This window comes from Streptomyces sp. NPDC046197 (assembly GCF_040646295.1).
In the GTDB taxonomy this organism is placed as follows: Bacteria; Actinomycetota; Actinomycetes; order Streptomycetales; family Streptomycetaceae; genus Streptomyces.
Genome location: NZ_JBEYZY010000007.1, coordinates 171,993 through 184,210, shown reverse-complemented (window position 1 = coordinate 184,210; position 12,218 = coordinate 171,993). Strand labels below are relative to the sequence as shown.

8 protein-coding genes are annotated in these 12,218 nt (G+C 71.2%); 3 read left to right on the top strand and 5 right to left on the bottom strand.

The window, feature by feature from the left end:
• Nucleotides 1-282 precede the first annotated feature (282 nt).
• Together AB0A61_RS12750 and AB0A61_RS12745 are read left to right on the top strand one after the other, a co-directional pair.
• Entirely contained in the window at nt 283-999 is a 717-nt protein-coding gene (locus AB0A61_RS12750; RefSeq protein WP_361290455.1) for a hypothetical protein, read from the top strand.
• Nucleotides 1,000-1,125: 126 nt separating this feature from the next.
• On the top strand, nt 1,126-1,515 hold the full coding sequence (locus AB0A61_RS12745) for a hypothetical protein (RefSeq protein WP_361290452.1): 390 nt from the start codon (nt 1,126-1,128) through the stop codon (nt 1,513-1,515).
• A gap of 417 nt (nt 1,516-1,932) precedes the next feature.
• On the opposite strand, the gene AB0A61_RS12740 is transcribed toward AB0A61_RS12745, so the two are convergent.
• From AB0A61_RS12740 to AB0A61_RS12725, 4 genes are all read right to left on the bottom strand, one after another.
• A complete protein-coding gene (locus AB0A61_RS12740; protein ID WP_361290449.1) occupies nt 1,933-2,646 on the bottom strand; it encodes an HNH endonuclease family protein in 714 nt (237 codons plus the stop codon).
• 146 nt (nt 2,647-2,792) lie between these two features.
• Nucleotides 2,793-6,329 carry a transcription-repair coupling factor gene (gene mfd, locus AB0A61_RS12735; protein WP_361290446.1) on the bottom strand — a complete coding sequence of 1,179 codons (3,537 nt, stop codon included), beginning with the start codon at nt 6,327-6,329 and terminating at the stop codon, nt 2,793-2,795.
• A 339-nt stretch (nt 6,330-6,668) separates the two neighbouring features.
• Nucleotides 6,669-9,239: an FtsX-like permease family protein gene (locus AB0A61_RS12730; RefSeq protein ID WP_361290443.1), complete on the bottom strand. Its 2,571-nt coding sequence runs from the start codon at nt 9,237-9,239 to the stop codon at nt 6,669-6,671.
• Nucleotides 9,236-10,024 carry an ABC transporter ATP-binding protein gene (locus AB0A61_RS12725; RefSeq protein WP_361290440.1) on the bottom strand — a complete coding sequence of 263 codons (789 nt, stop codon included), beginning with the start codon at nt 10,022-10,024 and terminating at the stop codon, nt 9,236-9,238. Before AB0A61_RS12725 ends, AB0A61_RS12730 begins: the two co-directional genes overlap by 4 nt.
• Before the next feature lie 425 nt (nt 10,025-10,449).
• On the opposite strand from AB0A61_RS12725, the gene AB0A61_RS12720 reads away from it, so the two are divergent.
• Nucleotides 10,450-11,952 (top strand): MFS transporter, encoded by a 1,503-nt coding sequence (locus AB0A61_RS12720; protein ID WP_361290437.1) that lies wholly within the window; start codon nt 10,450-10,452, stop codon nt 11,950-11,952.
• Between the two features lie 38 nt (nt 11,953-11,990).
• Here AB0A61_RS12720 and AB0A61_RS12715 read toward each other — a convergent pair whose 3' ends face one another.
• Nucleotides 11,991-12,203: a hypothetical protein gene (locus AB0A61_RS12715; RefSeq protein ID WP_361290434.1), complete on the bottom strand. Its 213-nt coding sequence runs from the start codon at nt 12,201-12,203 to the stop codon at nt 11,991-11,993.
• Between the last annotated feature and the right edge of the window lie 15 nt (nt 12,204-12,218).

Here is a 12,218-nt window from a genome sequence, read left to right as displayed (position 1 = left end):
ACACGCCTCTGCGCGTCGTCTCCACCGCGGCTGCACCCCTGAAGCGGATCGCACGGTAACCGACCGCGTCTCCGCGATCGGGAAACGATGCCTTTTCGACGTCACAAGAACCACCCAAGCAACGGCAAAACCATCTGTGTCGGAGGTGGCGAACGACGGGCCGGACATCATCGTGCCGGCTTTGGCAAACACTTGATCAATTTCTGACCCGTGCGTGAACCGCGCGTCCGCGGGATCGCGTAACCTCCGCTGGCCACCCCCATGGCCTATACAAGGATTCAGATGCGCACCCCGTCCCGCCTCGCCCGCGCCCTCGCCGTGGCGACCCTGCCCCTGGCCCTGGCGGCCTGCGGCTCCCACGACTCCTCCTCCGCATCCGCGTCGGCCACGCCGTCGGCGTCCGCGACGAAGGACCCGAACGCCGGTCTGCTGACGGGCACGCAGCTGAAGAAGGCGCTGGCGCCCGCCTCTGCCTTCCCCGCGGGCCTCGTTCCCGTCCCGCAGGGCGCCTCGGACAGCGGCGGCAAGTTCCTCGCGCCCCAGCCGGGGAAGACGGGGAAGCCCGACTGCACCAAGCTGAACACCACCGCCTGGGTGAGCGTGGCCGGCCCGCGCGGAGGCGTGTCGTACGCGAACGACGACCGCATGGACAAGAGCCAGACCGCGGAGATCGCCCAGGAGATCGACGAGTTCCCGGGCACGGCCGCGGCGGCGGCGCTGAAGGACGTGCGGGCCATCACGGCCACGTGCCCGACGTTCACGGACACCGACCTGCACGCCAAGGTGAAGGTCTCGGGCCGCTCCGTCCCGGGGCTCGGCGACGAGGCGTACGCCATCACGCTCACCAGCGCCGGCTGGGAGAACGGCACCACGCTGATGGCCGCCCGACAGGGCAACGCCGTGGTCACGGTGATGTCCACGGCCGGCAGCGACAACGGTGCCGCCGGCGCGAAGAAGGTCGCGGAGCAGGTCGTCGGGTCGCTGCAGAAGCAGTCCTGACCGCAGACGTCCTGACGGAGACATCCGGACGGAGACCCCCCGACCGGGCCTCCGGACGCCGCCGGTGGCCTAATCTTGCCCCTGCTTCGTCTCCGCCGACGTACGGCGGAGCGGTGGGGGGTGGAGATGGAAAAGCGTCTGGAGGCCGGCTGGTTCCAGCGGGTCGCCTGGTCGTTGCTGGTGTGTTGCTCACTGGGTCTGCTGGTGTGGGTCCCGTTCCTGTACGTGGCGATCCGCCGCGGCCGGGGTTCGGACTGGGGTGCCTTCGCCTCGTTCGTCCTGTACGAGTGCGTGACCCTGCCGTGGGCGGTGATCACCTCCGGCGGCCAAGGCGACCCGGTCCTGGGCCTGGTCACCGTCCTGTGCCTGCTGACGGCGACGGGAATGCTGCTCTTCGCCCTGTTCGACCGGCGCACGCAGGCGCGGCCGACGCAGCCCGCGCGGCCGGCGTACGGGGCGGCGGTCATGGCACCGCCGCCGCAGGGTCAGGCGTACGGGAATCCGTACGGTCGCTGATCCCATACTCATCCAACCGACGCCGACAGCACGAGCGGTGGACGCGGCCGGTCTCAGGTCCGCCGTGTCCCGCGCAGGACGCATACGGCGGGCCGGGCCGGCAGGGCCGCGACACCCCACAGGAAGCCCGCGACGGCGGCCCGGCGGAGGCTTCCCCGGCGCCCGCCTCCGCCGGCCCGGTGCCGGAGGTGATCACGGCCTGAGGCACCTGCACGGACAGCTCATGGGGGTCCGTCGGCGAGTACAGATTGGTGGCCGAGTCGTACGCCTGGACGGTCCAGCTGTACGACTTGCCCCAGGCGAGCTTGCCGAGTCATGCCGCACCCAAGGAACCTTCACCTACCGGCGACCTGCGTGGACGGGGTGGACCACCCTGGGGTCGGGTGGCACCACCCCAGCCGGTGGTCCTTGGCGTGCTCAGCCCGCGCGGAAACGGGCGGGGGCCTTCGTGGGGTTGCCGCCGGTGGGGAGTTTCTGGTCCGGGCAGGTGGACAGGACGTTCTTCATCGCGTCCTTCTCCGCGGCGGTGACCCACAGGCCGTACTTCTTCTTCACGGCGACCTGCGCGGCGACGTAGGCACACCGGTAGCCCTTGTTGGGCGGCAGCCAGGTGGCCGTGTCGCCGTCGCCCTTGCCGCGGTTGGCAGCGGCGTCCACGGCGAGCAGGTTGAGGGGGTCGTTGGCCAGGGCTATGCGCTTGCTCGCGTCCCAGTACTTGGCGCCCTTCTGCCAGGCGTCGGAGAGGGCGACCAGATGGTCGATGTCCACCAGGCTGCGGCCCCGCCGGTAGGTGACGGCCCTGCCGGAGTACGGGTCCGGTTGCAGCACGCCGTAGGAGACCTTGCACTTGCCGCCGGTGAAGCGCACTTCCTTCAGGTCGCGCTTGAGGATGTCGTCCCGGGTGTCGCAGCTGTTGGCGTCCGTGTCTGCCCAGGCGGTGCCGAACTCCTCCCGGGTGTAACCGGTCTTGGGCGCCCGGCCCTTCACGGGCAGTGACTCGGCGGCGGCGAGGGCCGCTCCCCCGCCGCCGGTCGCCTGCGGTCCGCCCGGCCCTGTCGTCTGCTGTGTACATCCGGCCACGGCCAACGCCGTCACGGCAGCCGCAACCGCCCCGCCCCTCAGACGCGTCACGGTGCGCCCCTCCCCTTGCCTTCCCCGGTCCGCCCCCTGGCGTGGGGGTTTCTTCCCTGCTGCCCACGGTAGCGGGGAAGATGTCCGGCGCGGCACACCCCTTTCCCGGCGGCGGGGTCCGGCGCTCCGGCGCGGAGCCGGCGGTGCTACGACCCGAGGACCGAGGTGAGGAACTCCCCGACCCAGGCCAGCAGTTCACGGCCGACCAGGGGCTTGCCGCCGATCTTGGCGGTCTTGGGGCGCGGGACGAGGACCTGGTGGACGGCCGGCTTGACGACCGTGCCGGGGTACAGGCGCTTGAGCCTCAGCTCCTGCGACTCGCGCAGGTCGACCGGGGCGAACCGGATGTTGTTGCCCTGCAGGACGACCTCGCCGACGCCGCACGCGCGGGCGAGCATGCGCAGGCCCGCCACCAGCAGCAGGTTCTCCACCGGCTCCGGCAACTTGCCGTAGCGGTCGGTGAGTTCCTCGCGCACCGCCTTGATGTCCTCCTCCGAGTTGGCGGAGGCGATGGCCCGGTAGGCCTGCAGGCGCAGCCGCTCGCCGGGGGCGTAGTCGTGCGGGACGTGCGCGTCGACCGGCAGCTCGATCTTGACCTCCAGCGGCGGCTCCTCCTGGATCTCGCCGGTCTCCAGCTGCCGCCGGTAGTCGGCGACCGCCTCGCCGACCATGCGGACGTACAGGTCGAAGCCGACGCCCGCGATGTGCCCGGACTGCTCGCCGCCCAGCAGGTTGCCGGCGCCGCGGATCTCCAGGTCCTTCATCGCCACGTACATGCCCGCGCCCATCTCCGTGTGCTGGGCGATGGTGGCCAGACGCTCGTGGGCCGTCTCCGTCAGCGGCTTCTCCGGGGGGTACAGGAAGTACGCGTAGCCGCGCTCCCTTCCCCGTCCCACGCGGCCGCGCAGCTGGTGCAGCTGGGAGAGGCCGAAGGTGTCGCCGCGCTCCACGATCAGTGTGTTGGCGTTGGAGATGTCGATGCCCGACTCGACGATCGTCGTCGACACCAGCACGTCGAACCTCTTCTCCCAGAAGTCGACGACGACCTGCTCCAGGGCCGCCTCCGACATCTGGCCGTGGGCGGTGGCGATCCGCGCCTCGGGGACGATCTCCCTCAGTCTCGCCGCCGCCCGGTCGATCGACTCCACCCGGTTGTGGATGTAGAAGACCTGGCCCTCGCGCAGGAGTTCGCGGCGGATCGCCGCCCCGATCTGCTTCTCCTCGTAGGGACCGACGAAGGTCAGCACCGGATGGCGCTCCTCCGGCGGGGTGGTGATGGTGGACATCTCACGGATGCCCGTCACCGCCATCTCCAGCGTGCGCGGGATCGGGGTCGCCGACATCGTCAGTACGTCGACGTTCGCGCGCAGCTTCTTCAGCTGCTCCTTGTGCTCGACGCCGAAGCGCTGCTCCTCGTCGACGATGACCAGGCCCAGGTCCTTGAACTTGGTCTCGGAGGAGAACAGCCGGTGGGTGCCGATGACGACGTCCACCGCCCCCTCCTTCAGGCCCTCCACGACCGCCTTGGCCTCGGTGTCCGTCTGGAAGCGGGACAGCGCCCGGACGTTCACCGGGAACTGGGAGTACCGCTCGGAGAAGGTGCCGAAGTGCTGCTGCACCAGCAGGGTGGTGGGCACCAGGACCGCCACCTGCTTGCCGTCCTGCACCGCCTTGAAGGCGGCCCGGACCGCGATCTCCGTCTTGCCGTAGCCCACGTCGCCGCAGACCAGACGGTCCATCGGGACCGACTTCTCCATGTCCTCCTTGACCTCGGCGATCGTGGTCAGCTGGTCCGGGGTCTCCGCGTACGGGAAGGCGTCCTCCAGTTCCCGCTGCCAGGGGCTGTCGGCGCCGAAGGCGTGCCCGGGGGCCGCCATCCGCGCGGAGTACAGCTTGATCAGGTCCGCGGCGATCTCCTTGACCGCCTTCTTGGCCCGCGCCTTGGTCTTCGTCCAGTCGGCGCCGCCCAGCCGGTGCAGGGTGGGTGCCTCGCCGCCGACGTACTTGGTGATCTGCTCCAGCTGGTCGGTGGGGATGTACAGGCGGTCGCCGGGCTGGCCGCGCTTGGCGGGGGCGTACTCCACCACCAGGTACTCGCGGGTGGCGCCCTGCACCGTGCGCTGCACCATCTCGATGTAGCGGCCGACGCCGTGCTGCTCGTGCACGATGTAGTCGCCCGTCTCCAGGGTGAGCGGGTCGATCGTCTTGCGGCGCCGGGCCGGCATCCGGGCGCCGTCCCGGCCGGCCGCCTTCTGGCCGGTCAGGTCGGTCTCGGTGAGGACGGCCAGCTTGCGGGCCGGGTCGACGAAGCCGTGGTCGATGCAGCCGCACGCCACGTGCACCACCGACGGGGTCAGCTCCCCCAGGTCGACGTCCAGGCGGGCGGCGATGCCCTCGCCGCCGAGCACCTCGACGGTGCGGGTCGCCGGGCCGTGGCCCTCGGTGACGAAGACCGTGCGCCAGCCGTCGGCGAGCCAGCCCTTGGTGTCGGCGAGCGCCTTGGCGGTGTCGCCGCGGTACGTCTCCGGCGCGTGCATGCCGAGCTTGAGGGTGTCCGCGTCGCCGGCCGTCTCGTCCGCGGCGAACGGCGACACCGACCACCACAGCATGTCCAGCTCGCGTGCCCGGTCCCGCACGTCGGCGATGGACCACAGGGAGGCCGCGCCGAGGTCGATGGGCGCCTCGCCGCCTCCGGCGGTGGCCGCCCAGGAGGCCTGCAGGAACTCCTGCGAGGTCGCCACCAGGTCGGCGGCGCGCGTGCGCACCCGCTCCGGGTCGCACACCACGGCCATGGCGCCCTTGGGCAGGACGTCGATGAGCAGTTCCATGTCGTCGACCAGGACCGGCGCCAGGGACTCCATGCCCTCGACCGCGATGCCCTCGGCGATCTTGCCCAGCAGCTCGCCGAGCTCGGGGTGCTGCTCGGCCAGGGCACGCGCACGCGTGCGGACGTCCTCGGTCAGCAGCAGCTCACGGCAGGGCGGGGCCCACAGGCCGTGCTCGGCGACTTCGAGGGAGCGCTGGTCGGCGACCTTGAAGTAGCGGATCTCCTCGACGTCGTCGCCCCAGAACTCGATGCGCAGGGGGTGTTCCTCGGTGGGCGGGAAGACGTCCAGGATGCCGCCGCGCACGGCGAACTCACCGCGCTTTTCCACCAGCTCCACGCGGGAGTAGGCGGCGGCCGCCAAGGCGTCCACGACGTCGTTCAGATCGGCGGTCCGGCCGGTCTTCAGGGACACCGGCTCCAGGTCGCCCAGGCCCTTGACCTGCGGCTGGAGTACCGAGCGCACCGGCGCCACGACGACGGAGACCGGGCCGGTCTCGGGGTCGTCGGGGCTGGGGTGGGCCAGCCGGCGCAGCACGGCCAGCCGGCGGCCGACGGTGTCGCTGCGGGGGCTGAGCCGCTCGTGCGGGAGCGTCTCCCAGGACGGGTACTCCACGACGCCGTCCGGGGGCAGCAGCGAGCGCAGCGCCGCGGCCAGGTCCTCGGCCTCGCGGCCGGTGGCCGTCACCGCGAGCACGGGGCGGCCGGCGTCGCGGGCCAGGGCGGCGACCGCGAAGGGGCGGGCCGCCGGGGGACCGACCAGGTCGACGTGCATGCGGGCCCCGTCCGCGGCCGCGGTGATCGCTTCCGCGAGGGCGGGGTCCTTGACGACGGCGTCGAGCAGACCGTGCAGGCTCATGGAGGAGGCTTTCCGTCCGAGGGGTGGTGAGGGGGTGGAGATGGGAGTGGTGAGGGGGCTGGACAACGCGTGGACAACACGAAGAGCCCGACGCGCGCTGCGGGCCGGGGGTCTCTCCAGCGTACGACGCCGGAAAAGTGACCGTTGGGGCTGTGGAAAAACGCCGGGGCCGATGAGCCGGACATCCCGGGACCGGCACATGCACCGGCACGTGCCGGGGCCCGGTGCCGAGGAGCTCCCACTCCCCGGCACCGGGCCCTTCACCGCAACCCCCGTGTGCGGTGGCTCAGCCGTCCGCTTCGGCCTGCGCGGACAGGAAGGTGACCTCCCTGGTCCGTCCTAGTCCGTCGCGATGGCGTTCAGGACGTTCATCCGGCCCGCCCGGAACGCCGGGATCAGTGCGGCGAACAGGCCCACGAAGGCCGAGCCGACGAAGACGGCGATGATCGTCGGCCAGGGGATCTGCAGCACCTTCAGACCCTCCAGGGCGAGCAGTTTCTGGGCGGTCGCGCCCCAGCCCATGCCGAGGCCCAGGCCGAGCAGGGCACCGAAGAGGGCGATCACGACCGACTCCATGCGGATCATGCGGCGCAGCTGCCTGCGCGACAGACCGATCGCCCGCAGCAGGCCGATCTCCCGGGTCCGCTCGACCACCGACAGGGCCAGGGTGTTCACCACGCCGAGGACCGCCACGATGATCGCCAGGGCGAGCAGGCCGTAGACCATGTTGAGCAGCTGGCCGACCTGGTCCTTCAGCTCCTTCTTGTAGTCGGTCTGGTCGCGCACCTGGTACTGCGGGTAGTCGTGCATCGACTTCTTCAGGGCCGCGTACGCCTGCTTCTCCTGGCCGGGCCCGGCCTTGGCGAACATGATCGTGTTCGGCGGGACGCGGTCCTTGGGGAGGTACTTCTCCATGGTCGCGATGCTCGTGTACCGCGCGCCCTTGTCGATGGCCGTGTCGTCGTTGGTGACGGCCGCGACCTTGAGCTTCGCCGTACGGCCGCCCTTGAAGGCGACGGTGATGGTGTCGCCCGCGTGCACGCCGTGCTTCTTGGCGTAGTCGGAGCCGACCGACATGGCGTCCTCGCCGTAGGCGCCGGACAGCGTGCCCTCGGTCGTCGTACGGCGCAGGTCGTCGGCGTACGACGGGTCCGCGGCCGTGAGCCCGGAGTCGTCCGCCTTGCCGTCCGGCGAGGTCAGCGTGGCGTCCAGCACCTTGTAGCGGGTGACGTGGGCCAGGCCGGGCGTGTTGCGCATGGCCTTCTCGGCCTGCGGGACGATCCGCTGGTTGCCCTGGACGATGAAGTCCGCGCCGACCGACTTGTCGAGCTCGTCGGTCGCCGAGGCCACCATCGAGGAGCCGACCACCGACAGGCAGGCGACCAGCGCGAGACCGATCATCAGGGCCGCGCCCGTGGCGCCGGTGCGGCGCGGGTTGCGCAGGGCGTTGCGCTCGGCCATCCGGCCGACCGGGCCGAAGGCGCGCAGCAGCACCGCGCTGATCACCCGGACCACCCCGCCCGCCAGCAGCGGACCGATGACCACGAAGCCGATCAGGGTCAGGACCACGCCGACGCCGAGGACCAGCGAACCGTCGCTCGCCTTCTTCGCGGCCGCCGCCGCGAACAGGGACGCGGCACCGGCACCGGTGAGGACCAGGCCGATCAGGCCGCGCACCCAGCCGGCCTTGCCGTCGGCCGGCGTACCGGCGTCCCGCAGGGCGGCCATCGGGGAGACCTTGCCGGCCCGGCGGGCAGGCAGGTAGGCGGCCAGGACGGTCACCACGACCCCGAGGAGCACTCCGGCCACCGGGGTGGTCGCCTTGATCGTCAGATCCCGCGTCGACAGGTCCATGCCCATGGAGCCCATGATCTTCATCAGCCCGATCGCGATGCCGACGCCCGCGCCGACACCGAGGACGGAGCCGATCACGCCGAGCAGCAGGGCCTCCACCAGCACCGAGCGGTTGACCTGCCGGCGCGAGGAGCCGATCGCCCGCATCAGGCCGATCTCCCGCGTCCGCTGGGCGACCAGCATGGAGAAGGTGTTGATGATCAGGAAGATGCCGACCAGGAACGCGATGCCGGCGAAGCCGAGCATGGCGTACTTGATGACGTTCATGAACTGGCCGACGCTCTTGCGGTTCTCGTCCGCGTTCTCCTTGGCGGTCTGGATCTTGTAGGACCCGGACCCGGCGAGCGTGCGGGCGACGTTCTGCTTCAGCCGCTCGTCCGGCACGCCGGAGGCGGCGGTGACGTTGAGGTGGGTGAACCGGCCGGTGGCACCGAGCAGTTCACGCTGCGCGGTGGGCGTGTCGAACCAGACGATCGCGGCACCGGGGTTGGTCACCTTGAAGGTGGCGATGCCGACGATCCGTGCCTTGAAGTCACCGGTCTGCGCGATGGTGCGCAGCTCGTCGCCGAGCTTGAGGTGGTGCTTGTCGGCGGTGTCGGCGTCGACCATCGTCTCGGCCGGGCCGTGCGGCGCGTGCCCGGAGGTGATCTCCATCGACCGTAGGTCGTTGCTCGTCCAGTTGCCGGCGATGGTCGGAGCGCCGGTGGAGGAGCCCATGTTCTCGTTGTCGCCGTTGACGACGGTGACGTTCACCGAACTGACGCCGCCCTCGACGGACTTGACGCCGTCGGCGTGCCGGGCCTCGGCCAGTACGGACGCGGGCAGCGACTCGGGCACACCGTTCTGCGGCGTCCGGTCGTCCTTCGCGGCCTTCGGCGAGACGGTCACGTCGGACGCCGTCACCGCGAACAGCTTGTCGAAGGTGGTGTTCATGGTGTCCGTGAACACCAGGGTGCCGCACACGAACGCCACCGACAGCAGCACCGCTATCGCGGACAGCGCCATGCGTCCCTTGTGTGCGAAGAAGTTGCGCAGTGAGGTCTTCAGGACGGTCACGACGTACGCCCCCGGGCGTCGAAGTCCTTCATGCGGTCCAGGACCTGGTCCGCCGTCGGCTGGTACATCTCGTCGACGATCCGCCCGTCGGCCAGGTACAGCACCCGGTCCGCGTAGGAGGCGGCCACCGGGTCGTGCGTGACCATCACGATCGTCTGTCCCAGCTCGTCCACCGACCGGCGCAGGAAGCCCAGCACCTCCGCGCCCGCACGGGAGTCGAGGTTTCCGGTCGGCTCGTCACCGAAGATGATCTCGGGCCGGGCGGCCAGCGCCCGGGCCACCGCGACGCGCTGCTGCTGGCCGCCGGAGAGCTGGTTGGGCCGGTGCTTGAGCCGCCCGGCGAGCCCGACGGTCTCCACCACCCGGTCCAGCCAGGCCTTGTCGGGCTTGCGCCCGGCGATGTCCATGGGCAGCGTGATGTTCTCGAGCGCGTTCAGCGTCGGCAGCAGGTTGAACGCCTGGAAGATGAAGCCGATCCGGTCCCGGCGCAGCTGCGTGAGCTTCTTGTCCTTCAGCCCGGTGATCTCGGTCTCGTCCAGGTAGATCTGGCCGCCGGTGACGGTGTCGAGCCCGGCGAGGCAGTGCATCAGCGTGGACTTGCCGGACCCCGAGGGGCCCATGATCGCGGTGAACTGGCCGCGGGCGATGTCCACGTCGACGTGGTCGAGGGCGACGACACGGGTCTCCCCCGCCCCGTAGGCCTTCACGACCTGCCGCGCCCGCGCGGCAACGGCCGTAGGCCCTCCAGTACCCCCGTGCCTGGGAATGGTCACAGCCGATGTCACGGTAAGTCTCCTATGTCGGTCGGGTGATGCTTCGCTTGGGTGACGAGGTGGAGCGGGTTCGTGGAACCCGGCAGAACTCGCCCGGACGGGCACGCCGACGAGTCTGGTCGGCGCAGGGCCCCGGCGCGCTGGTGCCCGGCACCCTCTTTCACTGGGGAAAACCCCACCCCCGTCGGTTCGGTGCGCCGCCCCCCAGCGGCGTAAAGCCAGATTAAGGAAGACCTACGGGCCTCCTCGTCCTCCGCCGGGACGAACCCTCCCCGACCCCAAGTACGGAGCAACCCCTAGGGGCTGTCCACCGACAGGTGGAGGCCGTCTCGGGGTCGCCTCCACCCTCCGGCCCACTCATGCTCCACCCTCCCGCTGCGTCAGGCTCAAGTGGGAAGCTGTCGAACGGCCATGGGTGCAGGGGGAAAGGATCCGGGGTGGGCAGGACGAGAACCGCCGCACGCGGCGGCACCGCACAACCGGCCGGGACCCGGGGGCGGGGCGCGGTGGTCGCCGCGCTCATGCTCGCCATGGCGCTGGCGGCGCTGGACGCCACGATCGTCTCCACCGCCGTTCCGCAGATCGTCGGCGACCTCGGCGGGTTCTCCGTCTTCTCCTGGCTGTTCTCCGGCTACCTGCTCGCCGTGACGGTCACCCTGCCCGTCTACGGCAAGCTGTCCGACACCTTCGGCCGCAAGCCGGTGCTCGTGGTCGGCGCCGGCCTGTTCCTGCTCGGCTCCCTGCTGTGCGCGGCCGCCTGGAGCATGGGCGCGCTGATCGCCTTCCGCATCGTGCAGGGCCTGGGAGGCGGTGCACTGCAGGGCACCGTCCAGACACTCGCCGCCGACCTGTACCCGCTCAAGGAGCGCCCGAAGATCCAGTCCAAGCTGTCCACGGTGTGGGCGGTGTCGGCGATAGCGGGTCCGGCGGTGGGCGGCCTGCTGGCCGCGTACGCCCACTGGCGCTGGATCTTCCTCGTCAACCTGCCCATCGGGGCGGTGGCGCTGTGGCTGATCGTGCGCCATCTGCACGAGCCGCAGCGTGCGGTGCGGGGCGGCCGGCGGCGCATCGACTGGGCCGGTGCGCTGGCGGTGTTCGCCTGCGGCGGCGCCCTGCTCACCGCGCTGGTGCAGGGCGGGGTGGCCTGGCCCTGGCTGTCGGCCCCGTCGATCGCCCTGTTCGCCGCGGGACTTGCCCTGGCCGCCCTCGTGGTCGTCGTCGAGCGCCTGGCGGCCGAGCCCGTCATCCCCGGCTGGGTCTGGCGCCGCCGTACGATCGCCGCGGTCAATCTGGCTCTCGGCGCGCTGGGCCTGCTGATGGTCGCCCCCACGGTCTTCCTGCCCACGTACGCCCAGTCGGTGCTGGGCCTCGCGCCCGTGGCAGCGGGCTTCGTCCTGTCCGTCTGGACGCTCACCTGGCCGGTCTCGGCCGCGCTCAGCCAGCACGTCTACCGCCGGATCGGCTTCCGCAACACCGCGATGCTCGGCATCGGCGCGGCGACGCTCATCCTGTTCGCGTTCCCGTTCCTGCCGTATCCGGGGCAGGCGTGGCAGCCGACGGCGCTGATGCTGCTGCTGGGCGCGGCCCTGGGACTGTTCCAACTGCCGCTCATCGTCGGTGTGCAGTCGACGGTGGAGTGGTCGGAGCGGGGTACGGCCACCGCCTCGGTCCTCTTCTGCCGCCAGAGTGGCCAGACGATCGGCGCGGCGGTGTTCGGGGCGGTCGCCAACGGGGTGCTGTCCGCGCGGCTCGGCGGCGCGAGCGACCTCGACTCGGTGACCCGGGCGCTGGACGCGGGCACGAAGGCCCCGGAGGTGACCCGCCGGGCCATCGCCGACGCGGTCCACGCCGTGTACCTCGGGGCGTCGTGCGCGGCGGCGCTGGCGTTCCTGGTCCTGCTGGTGCTGGCCCCGCGGAAGTTCCCGGTGCTCGGGGACTGAGCCGTCCCCGAGCACCGTCGACGCGCGCACGGTGTCCGCTACGAACGGCGGCACCTCGGACACCGGCAGGGCGGGAACCGGCCCGCCGACTCCAGCGGCGCGGCCTCGCGCGACGGCCGGTACGTCGTCCTCGGGCCCCAGGTCCGCCCGCCGTCCCGCGAGACACGCAGTGTGATGTGGGCGCCGATGAACCCGTCTCCCTTGTCCGGCTCCATGTCCTCCACGTCTTCCGCGTCTTCCGCGTCTTCCACGAGCTCGCCTTTCAC

Excerpts from the sequence above, each read along its gene's own strand:
- AB0A61_RS12750 (WP_361290455.1), top strand. The coding sequence starts at position 283 with ATGCGCACCCCGTCCCGCCTCGCCCGCGCCCTCGCCGTGGCGACCCTG.
- AB0A61_RS12745 (WP_361290452.1), top strand. The coding sequence starts at position 1,126 with ATGGAAAAGCGTCTGGAGGCCGGCTGGTTCCAGCGGGTCGCCTGGTCG.
- mfd (WP_361290446.1), bottom strand. The coding sequence starts at position 6,329 with ATGAGCCTGCACGGTCTGCTCGACGCCGTCGTCAAGGACCCCGCCCTC.